The following is a 19,074-nucleotide window of genomic DNA, read 5'->3' on the forward strand; positions in this document are numbered from 1 at the left end:
AAGCTATAATGCAGAAATAATTGAATTGCGAATACTGTTACGTATTACTTTGTGTAGTATTTATACAATAAAGGTTTAACAACTTTATTAAAAAATTCATAAAAAAACGTATATTGTTGTCATAACTTTAAAATTCAGGGGTATGAGAACAACTACATTAGTGGTAATGCTAATAATGAGTGTCGTCGCTACTGCGCAAACTACAATTAAAGGAAAAGTAGTAGATGACAACGATCAACCAATTCCGGGGGCAAATATTGCTGTAAAAGGAGCACCAGTCGGTACAGTTACCGATTTCGATGGTCTCTTTTCTTTAACAGTAGATCAATCGCCTCCATTTACTATAGAAGTTAGTAGTGTTGGTTTCGAAACAAGTTCAACGGTCATTACATCACAAAATGCAGAAGTAACCATTACACTTAAAGAAGGAACAGAGTTAGACGAAGTAGTAATTTCTGCTTCCAGAACTCCAGAACGTATATTCGAATCACCTGTAAGTGTCGAACGTTTTGGGATCAAGGAAATCAAAAACACACCTGCTCCCGACTTCTATGATGGTTTAGAGGCGCTAAAAGGTGTAGATATCAACACCAATAGTTTAACTTTTAAATCGATTAATACCAGAGGTTTTGCTTCATTTGCCAACACTCGTTTTGTACAATTGGTAGATGGTATGGATAATACAGCTCCGGCCTTAAATTTTGTTTTAGGAAACTTAATTGGTATGAACGAAATTGATGTTAATAGTGTCGAACTTCTTCCAGGTGCTTCTTCTGCTTTGTATGGTGCAAATGCTTTTAATGGTATTTTATTTATGACCAGTAAAAGTCCCTTCGATCATCAGGGAATTAGCGCTTACTTCAAAGGAGGGATTACTTCGCAAGAAGCAGCTGGCGACAACGAATACTATGATTATGGAATAAGAATTGCACATGCATTTTCTGATAAGTTTGCCGCGAAAGCCAATTTTTCATATCTAAGAGGTACAGACTGGTTTGCAGTGAGTGAGGTTAATGTTCTTGATCCAGATACAGACAGAACAGATCCAAACTATGATGGATTGAACGTTTATGGAGATGAAGTAAGTACAAATATTAGAGGAGTTGGTGAAGCTTTAGTTAATTTGGGAGTATTACCAGCCGGTGCAGAGAATTTATTGCCAAATGAGAATGTAAGTAGAACAGGATATCTAGAGAGTGATCTCAATGATTATCCTGCCGAAAGTGTAAAATTTGATGCAGCATTACATTATAGGCCTTTTGCCAATGATCTAGAGTTGATTTATGTAGGAAAAGTAGGTAGAGGTACCACTATTTACCAAGGAGCTAACAGATATTCTATTCGTAATTTTTTCTTACAACAACATAAGTTAGAAATCAAAAATAATAATTTTTTCATAAGAGGATATATAACAGACGAGGATGCTGGAGACTCTTATGATACGCGATTTACGGGTATTAATATAAATAGAGCTTGGAAAGATGATTCAACCTGGTTTGGAGAATATGCCGGAGCGTTTGCACAAGCATCTTTAGCAGGAGTGTTACCAGAACAGGCGCATGCAATTGCAAGACAAACTGCAGATACTGGTAGGTTAATACCAGGAACACCAGAATTTCAACAAACGTTTAATCGAGTGATTCAAGATCCAGATTTGTCTACAGGGTCAAGATTTCAAGATAACACACAACTGAGACATGCCGATGTTAATTATAATTTTAGTCATATTACCCAAGACTTTGCCGATATTCAAGTGGGGGGGTCTTTTAGAGAATACAAACTAAATTCATCGGGTACTATTTTTACAGATTTTGATGGGCCCATTCGTTATTCAGAATTTGGAGTATATACTCAAATTCAAAAGAAATTTGCAGATGAAAGAGCTAAGGTAACTGCCTCTGTTCGTTATGATAAGTCAGAATTGTTTGACGGAAATTTCTCTCCAAGACTATCAATAGGATATACTTTGGGAGAAGAAAGAAATCATAATATACGTGCTTCGGTGCAAACCGGTTTTAGAAATCCAACCACACAAGATCTTTATATAGGTTTAGATGTAGGTAGAGCAATCCTTGTAGGTTCTGCAGAAGATAATCTGGATAGAGATGTGCGTACTTTTTCTGGAACTGATATTAGTGGAGAAGGACAGGGTATTTTAGGATCAGACAGTGTAGATATTGTAGGTAGGTCAGCATATGAAAATTCGTTCTCTGCTTCTTCAGTACTAGCGGGAGCTCCTGTTAGGTCTACTGCAAGTCCGGTAAAGCCTGAAAAAGTAACAGCGTTTGAAGTTGGATATAGAGGAAAAGTAGAGAAATTTATTATAGATATAAGCGCATATTACAACCAATACAAGGATTTTATTTCGACACAAAATGTTATTATACCATTCTATGGAGAAGTTGGTGATGGAGCATTGTCGCTGTTGGCATTACAAAATGATGATTTTGAAGTATACCAGGCCTATACGAATTCTAATGTAGATATACGATCTCTTGGGGTTACAGCTGGTGTGAATACTAAGCTCCCTGGAGATTTTGATTTAGGTGTTAATTATACGTTTGCAGAGCAGGATTTAGATAGAGATCAAGATCCTGATTTCAGAACCGAATTCAATACACCAAAGCATAAGGTAAAAGCTACATTTGGACATGCGAATTTATTTAAGAACTTTGGATTTAACGCTAGTTATCGTTGGAGTGATGATTATTTCTGGGAAGCTGCCTTTGGAAATGGGGAAGTTCCTTCGTTCTCGGTAATTGATGCACAAATTAATTATAAAATTCCTTCATTAAAAACTGTATTAAAGGCAGGTGCTACCAACATCGGTGGAGATGAATATTTTACTGCTTTCGGAACTGGACTAATAGGATCCCAGTATTATATTAGTTTAACAATAAACAGTCTGTAATGAATAATGATAATCTAAAAAAGATATTTATGAATACTCAATATAAATGGTTAATACTTCTATTGATTTTTGGATTTATCGCCTGTGAATCAGATGACGATACTCCGGTAGAAGAAGAGGTGGTAATTACCTCTGGAGATGCAGATTTCTCAAAGTTTGTAGCATTAGGAAACTCCCTAACGGCTGGATTTACCGATAATGCGCTATTTATAGCGGGCCAAGAAAATTCGATGCCTAATATTCTAGCGCAACAATTCGCTTTGGCAGGTGGTGGAGAGTTTACGCAACCTTTAATGAGTGATAATATAGGAGGAGCGTTACTTGGAGGAACACCTATACTTGGTCCAAGATTATTTTTTAACGGTTCTGGTCCTGCACCTTTAGCGGCTACACCAACAACTGAAATTACTGCTGGTTTATCAGGTTCGTTCAATAATATGGGAGTTCCTGGAGCGAAAAGTTTTCATTTGGTAGCTCCTGGTTATGGTGATGTAGCCGGTTTAATGGCTATGCCAGCCACTGCTAATCCATATTTTGTGAGAATGGCATCTAGCCCTACAACTACTGTTTTGGCAGATGCAATGGCACAAAGCCCAACATTTTTCTCATTATGGATTGGAAATAATGACGTTTTAGGATATGCTCTTAGTGGTGGCGATGGTACCAATCCTATTACAGATACTACTTTATTTACTCAGGTGTACAATACATTGGTAACAACTTTAACCTCTGGAGGAGCCAAAGGAGTGGTTTTTAATATTCCTGATGTAACAGCTATTGCACACTTTACTACGGTGCCACATAATCCGGTTCCATTAGATGCAGCTACTGCAGGTGCAGTTAATAGTGCATATGCTGCTTATAATGCAGGAATCGTACAGGCATTTGCTTTTTTAGTTGCTAATGGAGCTATTTCTCAAGCCGATGCAGATGCCGAGATTGCACGTAGAACAATTACTTTTGCTGAGGCAGAAGATAATGCTGTGGTTATATTAGATGAGAGTTTGACAGATTTGACGATGATCAATTCTGCTTTAGTAAACATGAGGCAAGCGACGGCAGAAGATCTTTTGGTGTTGCCTGCAAGCAGTTTTATAGGAACAGAAGCTGTGCCAGGAAATCCTCTCACGGTAAATGGAGTAGCTGTACCTTTAGCAGATAAATGGGTGTTGACTCCCGAAGAACAACAAGAAATTGCAACTGCTACAGAAACATTTAATGGAGTAATTACCGCAGCGGTGCAGCAAGCAGGTTTGGCATTTGTAGATGCTAATGCGCTATTAGATCAAGTGTCAAATGGAGGAATTCAATATGACGAATTTTTAATACAAGGTAACTTAGTGTTCGGAGGATTATTTTCATTAGACGGTGTTCATCCGACAGCAAGGGGATATTCTTTCTTAGCAAACTCTGCAGCACAAGCTATTAATACAACATACGGGTCAAATCTTCCACTGGTTAAAGCGGCAGATTATCCAACATTTTATTCTGCTGAACTTCAGTAGATTATTTAGAGTAATAAAAAAAGTGTCGTCTGGATGTATTTCAGACGGCATTTTTTTATGCTGTTTTTTGCCTAGAGGTTTGAGTAGATTTTCTTTCTATTAACTGAAAATAGAAAGAAAGTCCTAAAGAAATAATCATATAAGCTATTATAAGATATGAACCACCATTGAAAATACTGTCAATTCCGAACCACCCATCATATTTTAAGATGAGAAATATTCCTAATCCTAGTTTTATGAGCTCAGCATACAATGTGATATGATGTCTATCCATTAATGAAGTGTATGCGAAGATGGTGATAGCTATAAAAATTGAGTAATTAATAATTTGAATAAATTCAAGATCACCAAAACTCACTAGCATATAATAAAGCAAAGATAATGTTACTATTAATTGGGTCCAGGACCACAACTTCAGGAAAAGTGAGCTTTCGGTTCTATATTTTTCTCGGTTGTAAGGGTCAGTAATAATTTTAATGGGGTATTTTTCTTTAACATCATCAGGCCTCCATCCGGTTGGCATATACCATATACGTATTTTGTCCCACCAATTTTTGGTTCTCCAGGCATCTTTCAAGATACCCCAAGCATGCATAAAATTTATAAAAAAAGGATTCCAGGTGTTTACAGGTTTTTTTACTCCGTACACAGGCGGTTTTTGTGGTAATTCCTCCTGAAAAGTTCCAAACCATTTATCCCAAAAAATAAATATTTGGGAGTAGTTTTTGTCTAAATACTCATCATTAATAGCGTGATGCACTCTATGGTGAGAAGGAGTGACAATAATATGTTCAAGGACTCCCATTTTATTAATCAGTCGGGTATGATACCAGAATTGAGCAAACAAATGAATTGGAGCTACCAAAGCCACAACACCAGCCGGAATTCCTAAAAGTGCCATGGGTATATATAGGAAAAAGTATATTGAAACAATGGCAGAAATGCTTTGTCGTAAAGCGCAGGCTAAATTAAATTCTTCACTGCTATGGTGTATGATATGTCGATTCCAGAATAAGTTAATTGTGTGGTTAAATCTATGAGACCAATATCCGGCAAAATCCAAACCGATAAATGTCAAAATATACAACCAAACAGTAGATTTTATTTCTATTAAGGCAATATGATTTACCATCCATTCGTAGCTAATGATAATAATAGCCAAACCAGTTAAGCTTCTTAAGGTATCTGTGATTCCAGAACTTAAACTCGATATCGTATCCATAGCCTCATTAACGGGTACTTTTTTCCATCTACTTATAAGATATTCAATGAGTATCAGAACTACGAATCCAGGTATTGCGTAGCTTAAAGCTGTAGCATATGTTTCCATCTAATAAAAAATAAAATTTCAGAATTACAAAATAGTCAAAAATTTAAACTTTTTATTGAGGATTTTGTCAATGTAACCTAATAAATATTGATGATATTTGATTTTCGTAAATTAATTTAGTATGTTTATACTAAATAATAACAATAATTAGTATGAATATACTAATCACCCTTTTGATTTGGATAGAAAACAGGAAATTATAGAACAATCGGTAACTCTCTTTAATAAGAAAGGTTTCTTTAATGTTAGTATTAAAGATATATCCCAAACGATGGGGATTAGCCCTGGAAATTTTACCTATTATTTTAAAAAAAAGGAAAATTTGCTTGCTGCAATTCAAGAAGAGGTATTAGATAATGCTATAGAAATAATGCCTGAAAATCAGTATATCACTCTTTTTCATTTTGAAGAAATGTTTAAGAAATTTTATTTGATTCAAAGTAAGTATAGGTTCTTTTTTCTTGATATTCTGTACTTAATTGAAGAATATCCTGTGATTCTTGAGGGGTATAAAAAAGCTACTTTAAAACGGTTTGAAGATGCCCGAAGTTTGGTGTCTTATTTTATAGCTTCCGATAGATTGGTTCCAGAAGGGAATAGAGTTGATTATAAGGTTATGATAAAAGCTTTATGGATGACCAGTACCTTTTGGAGTGCTGGAGTAACAATAATCGATCAAAAGAATACTAGTAATAGAACAGAAGACTCACCCTTAACATCACTTTGGGGTATTTTACTGCCCTATCTAACAGATAAAGGGTATCAAGAGTATGTAGAAATAACCAAGTCTTCCCTAAGCAAAACAAATTAATATTTAGAATAGAATAAGTTATGGCAGTACAAAATCCACCATTAGAAATGTTACCTTCAAATATTCCATTACCTCCCAAGTTTGAGAATGTTGAAGATGAAAGAAGTTATTTAAAAAAGAAGCTGTCGGTTGCATTTAGGATATTTGGGAAATTTGGTTTTTCCGAGGGTGTCGCAGGGCATATAACTGTTAGAGACCCAAAGCATCAGGATCATTTTTGGGTAAATCCTTTTGGGCTTTCATTTAATCAAATAAAACCTTCTGATTTATTATTGGTAAACCATGCGGGAGATGTTGTAGAAGGAAAGCTCCCGGTAAATAGAGCAGCTTTTGCTATACATTCTCAGATACATGCTGCCCGACCCGATGTAGTAGCTGCAGCACATGCCCATTCGGTATATGGTAAATCATTTTCAGTGTTGGGCCAGGAATTGGCTCCTATTACCCAAGATGCATGTGCCTTTTATAAAGATCATGCTTTGTTCGATGATTATTCTGGTATTGTAAACGAATTAGAAGAAGGTAAACGCATCGCCAAAGCGTTGGGTGATGGTAAGGCTGCAATTTTGCAAAATCATGGATTACTCACTGTTGGTCATTCTATAGATGAAGCGGCCTGGTGGTATATTACTATGGAAAGAAGTTGTCAAGCACAATTGTTAGCAATGCAAACTGGACAAAAACTTATTGAAATTGATCATGAAACTGCTATGAAAACTAGAGCAGAGCTTGGATTCCCATTGGCGGGATATTTTCAATTTCAACCTATGTGGCAAGATATGATGGCTACACTAGACTTTTAGAAAAAATTTGAGTATCATTATATTGTCTAACAATATCTTATATGAACAGTACCGGAACTTTAATTGTGGCCATTTCATTAATGATTATAATGTTTGGTATGGGACTTTCCTTAACACGGGCCGATTTTCAGCGAGTAGCCAAGAATCCTAAAGCAGTATTACTTGGGCTTATAAACCAATTGATATTTTTGCCTATTATTGGTTATGTATTAGTTACCACACTAAATTTAGCTCCCGAAATAGCGATTGGAATTATGATTTTGGCGGCGTGCCCGGGAGGAGCAACATCAAATGTCGTTGCTCTTTTGGCCAAGGGAGATACTGCATTGTCGGTTACCTTAACGGCTATTTCTAGTATTATTACGATAATAACCATTCCATTCATAGTAAGTTTTGCATTGCTGAAATTTTCTGGTGAAGGAGAAGAAATTTCCTTAAATATCATACAGATGATCGGCCAATTACTCATGATTGTGATAGTGCCGGTTTTTCTGGGTATGTTAATAAGAGCCAGAGCCACAAACTTTGCTCTTAAGATGGGGAAGCCAGTTCGTATAGCATCTGTAATATTATTAGTGTTAATCATTACTGGGCTTTTTATTAAAGAAAAACATAACATCATACCGTATTTTCAACAAGCGGGATTACCCACGATTTTACTGACAGGGATTAGTATGATGTTGGGTTATCTTACTGCTTCAGGTTTAAAATTAAGAAAACCTCAAGCGATTAGTATTGCGGTAGAATCAGGTATTCAAAATTCAGGATTAGCGATCACAATTGCTGTAGTAACCTTAAAAAATACTGCTTTTGGTATTGCCGGGGCTATATATACATTGGTAATGTATTTGGGGGCATTTGTAATTATTCTATATGGTAGATATGCTAAATCCAGATAGGTTTTCAACTCGTTATTTTCCCCTGAAAAACAGCATATTTAGTGGCGCGAAAAAAACAAAATAAAAGACATTATTTTTTCATTTTAAAAGACTATATTTGCAGCCTGAAAAAAGGTCGTAATTTGTGATAATACGCAAAGTACCTTTTTTACATAGTTAAATACTAAACATTAAATAGTTAGATAATGTCTAAAGTTACGGGTAAAGTATCTCAAATTGTAGGTCCGGTGATCGATGTAGAATTCGCAGCAGGGACTGAATTACCAAAAATTTACGATTCATTAGAAATTAATAAAACAGACGGTAGTAAACTAGTGTTAGAGGTTCAGTCTCACATTGGTGAAGATACTGTGCGTACCATTGCGATGGACTCGAGTGATGGATTAAGCCGAGGGATGGAAGTAGTTGGAACAGGAGCTCCAATACAAATGCCAATCGGTGGAGATGTGTACGGACGTCTATTTAATGTAATTGGTGATGCTATTGATGGTCTTGGAGATCTTCCTAAAGCAGGAAAAGATGGTCTTCCAATTCACCGTCAGGCTCCAAAGTTTGAAGATTTATCAACTTCTACTGAAGTTTTATTTACAGGTATTAAAGTAATCGACCTTATCGAACCTTATGCAAAAGGAGGTAAGATTGGATTATTTGGTGGTGCTGGAGTAGGTAAAACCGTATTGATTCAGGAGTTGATTAACAATATTGCAAAAGGTCACGGTGGTCTTTCTGTATTCGCAGGAGTAGGAGAAAGAACACGTGAAGGAAATGACCTTCTTCGTGAGATGTTAGAATCCGGAATTATCAAGTATGGTGATGACTTTATGCATTCTATGGAAGAAGGAGGATGGGATCTTTCTAAAGTAGATAAAGAAGTAATGAAAGAATCGAAAGCTACTTTCGTATTCGGACAGATGAATGAGCCTCCTGGAGCACGTGCACGTGTAGCACTTTCTGGTCTTACTATTGCAGAGTATTTCCGTGATGGAGCTGGAGATGGACAAGGGAAAGATGTATTATTCTTCGTAGATAACATCTTCCGATTTACTCAGGCCGGTTCTGAGGTATCTGCACTTCTTGGTCGTATGCCTTCTGCGGTAGGTTACCAACCAACATTAGCAACAGAGATGGGTACGATGCAGGAGCGTATTACTTCTACTAAGAAAGGATCTATTACATCTGTACAGGCGGTATATGTACCTGCAGATGATTTAACTGACCCTGCACCGGCAACAACCTTTGCTCACTTAGATGCAACAACAGTATTATCTCGTAAGATTGCTGAGCTTGGTATTTACCCGGCAGTGGATCCGTTAGATTCTACTTCAAGAATTCTTACTGCAGATATTCTAGGTGATGACCACTATAACACTGCACAAAGAGTAAAAGAGTTACTACAACGTTACAAAGAATTACAAGATATTATTGCGATTCTTGGTATGGAAGAATTATCTGAAGAAGATAAGCTTGCTGTTGCCAGAGCACGTCGTGTACAACGTTTCTTATCTCAGCCATTCCACGTAGCAGAGCAATTTACTGGTATTCCTGGAGTATTGGTAGATATTAAAGATACAATCAAAGGATTTAATATGATTATGGATGGTGAATTAGATCACCTTCCGGAAGCGGCATTTAACCTTAAAGGTACTATCGAAGAAGCGATTGAGGCTGGAGAGAAAATGTTAGCTGAAGCATAATCTAGTTTAGTTGTTATTTACATGATAACAATTAATAATAAACAACGATATATATGTATTTAGAAATAGTAACTCCAGAAGCAGTTTTATTTAGCGGTGAAGTAACTTCTGTTACCGTACCAGGTGTGAACGGAGAGTTTCAGATGTTAGATAATCACGCACCAATAATCTCTTTATTAGGAAAAGGAAATGTGAAAGTATACGGGGAGATGGCATTGGAAGAAGAAGTTGAGGAAAAATTCACCAAAGAAAATGGTGTAACTTTACTTCCTATAAACTCTGGAACTATTGAAATGAAAGATAATAAAGTTATAGTCTTAGCAGATTAAACTATTATTCTCTATAAATAAAAAAACGCCTTCAAAAACTTGAAGGCGTTTTTTTATATGCGATGATTAGATTTTAAAATTATTTAAACTTCATAACAATTATAATAGAATGCCATAATCTAGGCTTAAGAATCAATTAAACCTAAAACCAGATAGGTATGTTAATTTTAAGAAACCTAACCACTTAAAATTCATAAAAAATGAAAAAAATCCTATCTTTTTTACTCCTTATTACTGTATTTATAAGTTGTGAAACTTCAGACAATTTGCCTCAGGAAGAAAGCAATTTTGTGCCTCAAAAAAGTCAAAGTTTTTATCTGGACTTAGCATATCATCATGCTCCGGTTCATTACCAGGATGTCGATAGAACGGGTTCGCATGGGCTCGGTGGTAAAGCAGACTATATTACCAAATACGATTTTGATGGTGATTTAAATGCTAAGAACAATTGGAATAATATCGATAATTCTTCAAGAAAAGGGAATGCAGTAGGATATTATTCGGTAGTAGAAACCACTACTCATTATTTTATTACCTATGCATTTTTTCATCCTAGAGACTGGACAGATATTTGGTTCTTGTACCGTATAGATGAGCATGAAAACGATCTTGAAGGTGTTTTGACCATTGTAAAAAAGGATAACTCGACCTATGGTAAGGCTTTAGGTATCGTTACTGTATTTCATTCAGATTTTTACTCTTATAAGGCTCCTAATTCTGGACTTACCGATGGTAGTGAAGATATCGACGGTACTTTGACGTTGCAAAATGATCACGGAATTAATCGATTTAAAACCTCTGCCGAAGCAAAAGGACATGGTATTAAAGCACATTCGAAACAAAAACCAGGCGGTAGTGATTATGTTGTGTATTACCCTAGTAAATCAACCAGTGAATATCCGTCTGATATTTACGATAGAAATGTAAAATATAGACTGATCAATATTTTCGAAAATGGAGGAATGTGGGATCAACGCTTTAATACAAGTTTATTTAGCAATGCAAAATCTTTTCAAAAATCCTATGGCAATGGTTCAGCAAATGCACCTTGGAACTGGGATGATAAAAATGATGGAGGAAATCAAGGATTATTGGCTGGAGGGATAGCTTACTACCCTGCTCATCTTGTTGATGAGTATTTTAATGGTTTAGGAAACTTTAGTAAAAATTATACATATAATCCATATTTGGGCATAGAATAATACACTGAATAACAAAATTGTAGAGGGCTATTCGTTTTTATAGCCCTTTTACTATAAAATTATGTTAAACGAGTATGTTTGGATAAAACGTTTTATACTTTTCGGAAAAGATATAGCTCAACATAATGATTAGGAATGTAATTACTCTGGTTTTTTTAGTCGTTACCACTTCGGTATTGGCACAAAAACGATCTTTAAGTCATGAAGATTATGATCTATGGAAAGAGATTGAAGATACTAAGATATCCCAAAAAGGAAAATTGATAGTTTCTGTTATCAGAACAGCCACTAAAAGAGGCGATGGGTATATTGAGATCTATAATATTCGAACAAAACAAAAAACAACTTTTTTTAATGGTTATGAACCTTCAATAACACATGATGAACGTTTTGTTGTTTTCAAAAGAAAACCTAAATATGAAACTACTAGAAAGGAAAAGAAGAAAAAAGTAAAGAAAGATCAAAAAGAAAAAGATGCTTTATTTATATATGATGTTACAACAAATAAAATACTTGATTCTGTTTCGCGGGTAATGTCTTATAAAATGCCTGATAAGTCTAGTGATTGGGTTGTCATTGAAAAGTTTAAAAATAAGAAGCTAAAGGAAGATAAAGAAGTAAAAGATTCAGTAAAGCCAAAGTTAGGAAAAGCATATGAACAAAAGTATGCGCTTATATATCACCTAACCACCAAGAAAAAAGATACTATTTATCAGATTAAAGATTTTGCTTTTTCGGAAAAAGGGGATGCTTTCTACTATTCTAAAACAACGCATAAAAAGTCTAAGGATAAAAAAGGTAAAGAAGCAAGAGAAAAGGATATAGGGGTTTTTAAATATGATATTTCCTCTGGAAAAGAGATGGTGCTAGATTCCACAAAATATTTGTATGATCGCCTAGTAGTAGATAAAAAAGGTAAGTATTTTTCATTTATGTCTGCAAAAGATTCTACCCATGTTGATTCTTTGGAGTATGAATTATTCCTTTCTAATGACAAAGAGGTCATAAATTTGGTAGATACTTCAGGAAAAAACCTAAGAAACAATTGGAAGTTGAGTGATGGGAAAACTTCATTTTTTTCAGAAAATAGCGCTAGATTTTACTTTTATTCAAAACCAAAAGTTACATACATAAAAGATACAACACTCTTAGAAGATGAAATTCCTCAGGTTGATGTTTGGAACTGGAGTGATAAAATGATACAACCAGAGCAAAAGGCTAGGTTCAAGGAACTCGAAACCAAAGCTTACTTATCCTATTATGAGGTAGAAAAAAAGTCAATAGTGCACTTACAAGATGAAATCTTTGAGGATATTGTTTTTGATAAAAACAAAGAAAAAAGATTTATTTTAGGAGCAACCAGTGCGCCTTACTCTATAGAGCGTTCATGGAATTTACCATGGACCAGAGATTTTTATGTAATAGATACATACACGGGTAAGAAGCGTTTAGCACTTACCAAAACTGCCTTACAGCCTTTTTTATCACCAAATAACAAGTATGCATTGTATTATGATATGCAGGAGAAACATTGGTTTTCTCTTGATTTAAACAGCTTAGAAAAGAGAAATCTTACCAAAAGCTTAAACGTGGCTTTTTATGACGAAGACGATGACCATCCTATGCTTCCGTATAGATATGGTTTTGGAGGTTTTGATAAAGAAGGTAACGGATTAATTTACGATAAATTTGATGTTTGGAAAGTGTCCTTGTCGGGCGATAAGCAACCGGTGAATATTACGGGTAAAGGAAGGCAAAAGAATATTGTTTATAGAACACTAAGATTAGATTCTGAAAATCGAAATGTTGCGTCTTACAGTAATAATAAGTTGTTGATTACTAGTTTTGACAAAACTACAAAAGCCTCAGGTTTGTACGTTTTGAAAGGTAGCACCTTGATTGAAAAAATAAAACCTTCAGAGTTTTTTATCGATGAGTATAAGAAAGCACAAGAAGCTGAGGTTATTACTTTTCAGAAACAAAACTTCAATACGTTTCAAGATGTACATTATACCAGTGATAATTTTGGGCGTATTACTCAAATTACCGAAGTGAATCCTCAGAAGAAAGACTTTAAATGGGGGGGCGCAGAATTGTTTTCATGGAAAAGTTATGATGGTAAAATGCTAGAAGGTATTATCTATAAACCTGATGATTTTGATCCTTCAAAAAAGTATCCGCTTATTACCTATTTTTATGAAAAAAGGGCAGATAGCTATCGAAACTATTACACTCCTCGACCTAGTGCTTCTGTTGTTAATCCTTCTTATTTGGTAAGTAATGGCTACATTATGTTTGTACCTGATATTGTTTATGAAGATGGTAAACCAGGACCTAGTGCATATAATTGCGTAATTTCTGGTGTTGAGGCAGTCGAGAAACTGGGATATATTGATAGTGCTAATATGGGTATTCAAGGTCAGAGTTGGGGTGGTTACCAGGTAGCGTATTTAATTACGGTTACCAATAAGTTTAAAGCAGCTATGGCTGGTGCTCCAGTGAGTAATATGACATCGGCTTACGGAGGAATTCGTTGGCAGTCAGGACTGAGTAGAGCATTTCAATATGAAAGATCTCAAAGTAGAATAGGTAAGAATTTATGGGATGGATTTGATTTGTATATCGAGAATTCACCATTGTTTGGAATTCCTAAAATAGAGACCCCTTTACTTATGATGCATAATGATAACGATGGAGCTGTGCCTTATTATCAAGGAATAGAAATGTTTATGGGTATGAGAAGGTTACAAAAGCCAGTTTGGCTTTTAGTGTACAATGATGAGCAACATAATCTCAGAAAGGAAAAAAATAGACAGGATTTATCTATTCGAATGATGCAATTCTTTGATCATTACTTGCAAGGCAAACCTGCTCCAAAATGGATGACACAAGGTGTTTCTCGTGTCGATAAAGGGAAGAACTTTGGTTATGATCTAGAAGAAAATGACATTCAGATAAAAAATACAATCCGAAGTTCTGATAGATAAATAAAAAAGAGGTCAATACGACCTCTTTTTTATTTCCAATCCCATTGTACTAGATGCCATGTGATGCCATTATCGTTATAAATCAACAAGTCTGAAAAGCCAATAGCATAATGGGCGTTAAGAGACCTTATGTTATTTGCTGCTACTTCTGTAATAAGCACATCATACTTGTGATTTAATTCATCTTTCATTTTGTTGTATAAACCTCTAAAAATTCCCTGCTTCCTATAGTTTTTATCAATACATACTTGTCCCATAACAATATATGTATTGAGGTTCCTTAATTGAGTGTCGATTTTAGAAAACATAGGTTCTAAAACTTCTATATCTTCTTTAAATTCTCGAACCATTGATAAAGCATACCCCACCACTTTATCATCATCTTTGGCTATGATATGAGGTTCTTTAGTATGCATTTTGGTTAACAATTCAAGATCGTGCTCAACAGTAACAAAGCCTTCTTTTTCTTTATCTTCTTTTGATATTGAAGAAGACAAGTTGTTTTTTTGAAGCTGAAGAATTTGTTCTAATTCTCTCTTGCTAGAAGTAGTCGTATATCGTATGTTTTTCATTCAATAAATATACGCTCATTTTAGTCTTTTCCACCAATACCTTAAGTTTAATATGGATGTGGGATCATAGAGAGTTTTATGATGTTATGTATAGTAGATGTTACCATTTTTAGATCATTTGTTTTTAATAATGAAAAACTTCTATGATATGTTTGATCAAGTTCATCCTGTTTCAACAGACCGATATTGACAATCTTAGGTTGATTGTTTTCCAATATCAGCGCCTGAGGAGAGGTTTCTATAGCATTAATATCATATACTTTACCCTCGAATAAAGGTTTTATAGCTTCAACATTTGTATGTCCCACAATTACTCTGGAAGCGTTATAAGACTCAAGAATATTTTGAACTTGATCAAGAGATGCTTTTTTTACTTCATCATTGAGTCGTATGTATCCTCTGTAATGGGTAACTCCAGTTTTTCCAAGAATGATTTCTTTTAGGTCATCTTCTAGAGGTTTATCATTCCAATAATCCCACATGGCTTGATTTATTTGTTGAATTGTATAGTTTTTTTCTGCTGTTTTTGGGCTTACTCCTCCATGGGCAATAAGACTGTTTCCGATTTTTAGTAATACAGGTCTTGTTCGTAGCCATTTTCCTAAGTAGGTTTTATTTGAATATGCGTTTTTAAAAGACATCATTTGTTGAGTAGCATATAAGTTTTTTGGGTGTACCCTGCTAAAATTTCCTTTAAGCATATATTGCTCGTGGTTTCCGATGATGTAATGTACCATACCACCAGCCAGCTTAGCTTGTTCAGAAAGTAATACAATTTTCCAAAGGACCTGGTCTACGGCTGTTCCTCGATCTACCATATCTCCAGTTATTACCAGATGATTATTACTAAAATTCCAGTTGCCCAATGAGTCGATTACATTCAAACTTTGTAAAACCTTGTTCATGTACTTGTAGTCACCATGAATATCACTTATAAATGCAACTTTATTAGGTGTAGTTTTTATTACTGTAGAAGGAGTAGATATTTCGGGCAAGATAAAATTATGGTTGTCTTCACCAATAGTAATTGAAAAACTATCAATACTAGTATCATACTCTTTTTTGTGATGTTTTCCTTGACTAAACCAATGTACATTAAGGGTTTCTTTATTGGTATACTGTACAATAGGGCCCTGCATAAAATTAGGATCAAATTTAGGTTTGTCTGCCGCGCCTGCAAGATTTACATTAATATCTATGAATTTATTCTTTATAGGTACGTGAAGCGTTTTGTAAACCCCATTTTCAGTTAGAGTTACCGTACTTTGATTTAATTTGTAGGCAATAATTATTAGCATTATGCTACAAAGTGTAAGTATTGGATATAGAAGGTATAATTTCCATTTTTTCGTTTTTTTCATTTGATGAATGATTAAAATTGGACAATAGGGTATCTGTGCAGTGATTATTTATCATTGCAAATTCTAGTACCGCACATAAATTACAGTAGAGAAATTAGGGTAAATGCCAGCTAACGCGAGGTTTTTTACTCTTTTACATATTCAAGAATATCTGAAGGTTGACAATCTAAAGCTTCGCAAATAGCTTCTAATGTAGAAAAGCGAATTGCTTTTGCTTTTCCAGATTTCAGAATAGAGAGATTGGCTGTAGTAATTCCTATTTTTTCAGCCAAATCTTTACTTTTCATTTTCTGCTTAGCTAGCATAATATCAAGATGCACGATTATAGGCATAATTAAATAGTTAATTCTGTTTCTTCTTGTAATTGAACCCCTTGTTTAAAGATTGCGATAATAAACATAGAGAAAATCCCCAGAATGATATGCAAAAATGCAATCGATAGATCATTAAAGTCAATTCTTTTAGAAATAATAACCTGAAGGATTCCGTACAGAACAGGAAAGAACAAATTAAGAATAGTAAAATACATCAAATATTTTATGGCTGTTTTGGTAAATAAAATTTCTTCTTTAAAAGTTTTAAGTACCATTGATAAAACATAGAAAAATACTGTGTAGAATATGAAAAACACTGTTATTGCTATCATCGTTCTCAAATCGTAATTTCCTTTAATTACAAAATCTGTCATTGGGATTTTTATTTGAAACTGTTGATCAGAAACAGTCATAGATATATGACTAATCAAAGAAAAAACTATAAACAGTAAAGAAATTGAATATCCGATAGTGGTTATTCGAACGACGTAAAACAAGAGCTGCGATAAAGATTTATTTCCAAAAATTTTTAGTTTCATAAATTACACTGTTAATTCATTTTCTTCTTCTATAGTCTTGGCTCTTTTAAATATCTCTGAAAGGAGATAAAAAGCAAGGCCACATGGAATTAGAAAAGTGAGTTCGTTTTTAAATTCATTAAAGAAACGGAAGGACGATTTTTCTATAAATGCCAATAAAACCTTTAGGATAAATACATTAATCGTATAGGTAATAAAAACGTTTCCAATTTTTTTAAAAGAGTTGATATTTTTTTGGCTGAAGTAATGCTTCTTTTCAATCTCTCTTAAAATTGAAATAAAATGTGTAAAGCCATATATAAGATACCCTCTCCAAAAGAAAAGACCGATGGTGATCACATAATTGCTCCATAATATCGCATTTTCTGAGGTAAACCAAGATTTACCTTTAACTGCTGTTTTTGACCAGTTTTCAAAGTTCTTAAATTGCATAAGGTCAAACTCCCTAATATCATTTATGAGAGTAGAAAAAGAAGCAAGTAATACGGCATAAACTATAATAGTTAAAAGTGTTGTATTGTTCTTCATAATGCTAAAATTATTGTTTAACAATAACAAATATATAAAAATTATTGTTTTTCAATAATTTTTTATCAAATAATAATAATTATTAGATTGGTTTTTAAAACCTAATGGTCTTTGTACCTTTGGAGCATGTTACCAGAAAGACTTCAAAAAAAGATAAATAATCGCAAGAAGGACAAAGCACTAAGAGCTTTGGGTTTACGAGAAAAATTGGTAGACTTCTCTTCAAATGATTATTTAGGTTTTGCAAACTCTAAAACTATTTTTGATAACGCTCATCAACTTCTTGTTGATAAAAATATTAAGGTAAATGGAGCTACGGGTTCTCGCCTACTTTCTGGTAATCATGGTTTGTATACTAACATTGAAGATAGCTTAGCAGCGTTTCACAATGCCGAAACTGCACTGGTTTTCAATTCAGGATATGATGCCAATGTTGGTTTTTTCTCATCGGTTCCTCAACGCGGAGACTTTGTTTTTTATGATGAGCTTATTCATGCTTCTATTCGTGATGGTATTCAAATGAGTAACGCCAAATCATATAAGTTTAAGCATAATGATCTTGAAGATTTACGTAATAAAGTAGAACTGTGTTATGAAAAAGAAGGGAATACCGATACTTCTGAAATCTATGTGGTTACCGAATCTGTTTTTTCTATGGATGGAGATATTCCAGATTTAAAAGGCTTTGTTGATTTTTGTAAAAAGATCAATTGCCACTTAGTGGTAGATGAAGCCCATGCTTCTGGAGTTTTTGGCAATTGTGGTGTTGGATTGTTACAGGAATTGGGGTTAGAAAATGAGGTTTTTGCCAGAATTAATACTTTCGGCAAAGCTTTGGGTTGTCATGGAGCTATTATTTTAGGCTCAAAAGAGTTAAAACAGTTTTTGGTGAACTATGCAAGAAGTTTTATTTATACTACAGGTTTGCCACCACATTCTTTGGCTACGATACAGGTAGCTTACCAAGAGTTGAAGAAAACTAAAGAAATCGAAAAATTACATTCAAATATCCAGTATTTTCGAGATAAAATTCGGGATACTAACCTTATATCTATGTTTATAGATAGCAAATCTGCGATTCACTGTTGTATAATTTCTGGAAACGAAAAGGTAAAAGCTATTGCTCATCAAATACAAGATCAAGGATTTGATGTTAAGCCCATTTTATCTCCAACAGTTCCTTCGGGTCAGGAAAGGTTAAGATTTTGTCTTCATAGCTTTAATTCGGAAGAAGAAATCGATGAAGTTTTAGACTTGTTAGCTACCTTTGTCCAGAACTAAAAAAGTAA

16 protein-coding genes are annotated in these 19,074 nt (G+C 34.5%); 10 read left to right on the forward strand and 6 right to left on the reverse strand.

The window, feature by feature from the left end:
* The first annotated feature begins 142 nt into the window (after window positions 1–142).
* Window positions 143–2,911 carry a TonB-dependent receptor gene (locus M0D21_RS21750; RefSeq protein ID WP_248333461.1) on the forward strand — a complete coding sequence of 923 codons (2,769 nt, stop codon included), beginning with the start codon at window positions 143–145 and terminating at the stop codon, window positions 2,909–2,911.
* Window positions 2,912–2,940: 29 nt separating this feature from the next.
* On the forward strand, window positions 2,941–4,416 hold the full coding sequence (locus tag M0D21_RS21755; RefSeq protein ID WP_248333463.1) for an SGNH/GDSL hydrolase family protein: 1,476 nt from the start codon (window positions 2,941–2,943) through the stop codon (window positions 4,414–4,416).
* Window positions 4,417–4,471: 55 nt separating this feature from the next.
* On the opposite strand, the gene M0D21_RS21760 is transcribed toward M0D21_RS21755, so the two are convergent.
* Window positions 4,472–5,746 carry a sterol desaturase family protein gene (locus M0D21_RS21760; protein ID WP_248333465.1) on the reverse strand — a complete coding sequence of 425 codons (1,275 nt, stop codon included), beginning with the start codon at window positions 5,744–5,746 and terminating at the stop codon, window positions 4,472–4,474.
* Window positions 5,747–5,924: 178 nt separating this feature from the next.
* On the opposite strand from M0D21_RS21760, the gene M0D21_RS21765 reads away from it, so the two are divergent.
* The 7 genes from M0D21_RS21765 (at window position 5,925) to M0D21_RS21795 (ending at window position 14,471) form a co-directional block, all read left to right on the forward strand.
* Entirely contained in the window at window positions 5,925–6,557 is a 633-nt protein-coding gene (locus M0D21_RS21765; protein ID WP_248333467.1) for a TetR/AcrR family transcriptional regulator, read from the forward strand.
* A gap of 20 nt (window positions 6,558–6,577) precedes the next feature.
* Window positions 6,578–7,360, forward strand: a complete 783-nt coding sequence (locus M0D21_RS21770; RefSeq protein WP_248333469.1) for a class II aldolase/adducin family protein — start codon at window positions 6,578–6,580, stop codon at window positions 7,358–7,360.
* 41 nt (window positions 7,361–7,401) lie between these two features.
* Complete coding sequence (locus M0D21_RS21775) at window positions 7,402–8,259, forward strand: bile acid:sodium symporter family protein (protein WP_248333471.1); 858 nt, start codon at window positions 7,402–7,404, stop codon at window positions 8,257–8,259.
* Between the two features lie 185 nt (window positions 8,260–8,444).
* Window positions 8,445–9,953 (forward strand): F0F1 ATP synthase subunit beta, encoded by a 1,509-nt coding sequence (atpD, locus tag M0D21_RS21780; protein WP_248333473.1) that lies wholly within the window; start codon window positions 8,445–8,447, stop codon window positions 9,951–9,953.
* Between the two features lie 53 nt (window positions 9,954–10,006).
* Entirely contained in the window at window positions 10,007–10,282 is a 276-nt protein-coding gene (locus tag M0D21_RS21785) for a F0F1 ATP synthase subunit epsilon (RefSeq protein ID WP_248333475.1), read from the forward strand.
* Window positions 10,283–10,482: 200 nt separating this feature from the next.
* Window positions 10,483–11,484 (forward strand): hypothetical protein, encoded by a 1,002-nt coding sequence (locus M0D21_RS21790; protein WP_248333477.1) that lies wholly within the window; start codon window positions 10,483–10,485, stop codon window positions 11,482–11,484.
* A 125-nt stretch (window positions 11,485–11,609) separates the two neighbouring features.
* A complete protein-coding gene (locus M0D21_RS21795) occupies window positions 11,610–14,471 on the forward strand; it encodes an alpha/beta hydrolase family protein (protein ID WP_248333479.1) in 2,862 nt (953 codons plus the stop codon).
* 29 nt (window positions 14,472–14,500) lie between these two features.
* Here the strand turns inward: M0D21_RS21795 and M0D21_RS21800 are convergent, their stop codons facing one another.
* The 5 genes from M0D21_RS21800 to M0D21_RS21820 all read right to left on the reverse strand — a co-directional run bounded on the left by M0D21_RS21800 (window position 14,501) and on the right by M0D21_RS21820 (window position 17,785).
* A complete protein-coding gene (locus tag M0D21_RS21800; protein ID WP_248333481.1) occupies window positions 14,501–15,043 on the reverse strand; it encodes a GNAT family N-acetyltransferase in 543 nt (180 codons plus the stop codon).
* 47 nt (window positions 15,044–15,090) lie between these two features.
* A complete protein-coding gene (locus M0D21_RS21805) occupies window positions 15,091–16,404 on the reverse strand; it encodes a metallophosphoesterase (protein WP_248333483.1) in 1,314 nt (437 codons plus the stop codon).
* Window positions 16,405–16,529: 125 nt separating this feature from the next.
* Window positions 16,530–16,736, reverse strand: a complete 207-nt coding sequence (locus tag M0D21_RS21810; RefSeq protein ID WP_248333485.1) for a helix-turn-helix domain-containing protein — start codon at window positions 16,734–16,736, stop codon at window positions 16,530–16,532.
* Between the two features lie 2 nt (window positions 16,737–16,738).
* Window positions 16,739–17,257 carry a hypothetical protein gene (locus tag M0D21_RS21815; RefSeq protein WP_248333487.1) on the reverse strand — a complete coding sequence of 173 codons (519 nt, stop codon included), beginning with the start codon at window positions 17,255–17,257 and terminating at the stop codon, window positions 16,739–16,741.
* Window positions 17,258–17,260: 3 nt separating this feature from the next.
* Window positions 17,261–17,785 (reverse strand): DUF2975 domain-containing protein, encoded by a 525-nt coding sequence (locus M0D21_RS21820; RefSeq protein WP_248333489.1) that lies wholly within the window; start codon window positions 17,783–17,785, stop codon window positions 17,261–17,263.
* A 126-nt stretch (window positions 17,786–17,911) separates the two neighbouring features.
* On the opposite strand from M0D21_RS21820, the gene M0D21_RS21825 reads away from it, so the two are divergent.
* Window positions 17,912–19,066, forward strand: coding sequence for an aminotransferase class I/II-fold pyridoxal phosphate-dependent enzyme (locus tag M0D21_RS21825; RefSeq protein ID WP_248333491.1), 1,155 nt, complete (start codon window positions 17,912–17,914; stop codon window positions 19,064–19,066).
* The last annotated feature ends 8 nt before the right edge of the window (window positions 19,067–19,074 follow it).

Source organism: Aquimarina acroporae (assembly GCF_023195925.1).
Classification (GTDB): domain Bacteria; phylum Bacteroidota; class Bacteroidia; order Flavobacteriales; family Flavobacteriaceae; genus Aquimarina; species Aquimarina acroporae.

Excerpts from the sequence above, each read along its gene's own strand:
- M0D21_RS21825 (WP_248333491.1), top strand. The coding sequence starts at position 17,912 with ATGTTACCAGAAAGACTTCAAAAAAAGATAAATAATCGCAAGAAGGAC.
- M0D21_RS21795 (WP_248333479.1), top strand. The coding sequence starts at position 11,610 with ATGATTAGGAATGTAATTACTCTGGTTTTTTTAGTCGTTACCACTTCG.
- M0D21_RS21760 (WP_248333465.1), bottom strand. The coding sequence starts at position 5,746 with ATGGAAACATATGCTACAGCTTTAAGCTACGCAATACCTGGATTCGTA.
- M0D21_RS21800 (WP_248333481.1), bottom strand. The coding sequence starts at position 15,043 with ATGAAAAACATACGATATACGACTACTTCTAGCAAGAGAGAATTAGAA.
- M0D21_RS21775 (WP_248333471.1), top strand. The coding sequence starts at position 7,402 with ATGAACAGTACCGGAACTTTAATTGTGGCCATTTCATTAATGATTATA.
- M0D21_RS21750 (WP_248333461.1), top strand. The coding sequence starts at position 143 with ATGAGAACAACTACATTAGTGGTAATGCTAATAATGAGTGTCGTCGCT.
- M0D21_RS21770 (WP_248333469.1), top strand. The coding sequence starts at position 6,578 with ATGGCAGTACAAAATCCACCATTAGAAATGTTACCTTCAAATATTCCA.
- atpD (WP_248333473.1), top strand. The coding sequence starts at position 8,445 with ATGTCTAAAGTTACGGGTAAAGTATCTCAAATTGTAGGTCCGGTGATC.
- M0D21_RS21755 (WP_248333463.1), top strand. The coding sequence starts at position 2,941 with ATGAATACTCAATATAAATGGTTAATACTTCTATTGATTTTTGGATTT.
- M0D21_RS21790 (WP_248333477.1), top strand. The coding sequence starts at position 10,483 with ATGAAAAAAATCCTATCTTTTTTACTCCTTATTACTGTATTTATAAGT.
- M0D21_RS21805 (WP_248333483.1), bottom strand. The coding sequence starts at position 16,404 with ATGAAAAAAACGAAAAAATGGAAATTATACCTTCTATATCCAATACTT.
- M0D21_RS21815 (WP_248333487.1), bottom strand. The coding sequence starts at position 17,257 with ATGAAACTAAAAATTTTTGGAAATAAATCTTTATCGCAGCTCTTGTTT.
- M0D21_RS21820 (WP_248333489.1), bottom strand. The coding sequence starts at position 17,785 with ATGAAGAACAATACAACACTTTTAACTATTATAGTTTATGCCGTATTA.
- M0D21_RS21785 (WP_248333475.1), top strand. The coding sequence starts at position 10,007 with ATGTATTTAGAAATAGTAACTCCAGAAGCAGTTTTATTTAGCGGTGAA.
- M0D21_RS21810 (WP_248333485.1), bottom strand. The coding sequence starts at position 16,736 with ATGCCTATAATCGTGCATCTTGATATTATGCTAGCTAAGCAGAAAATG.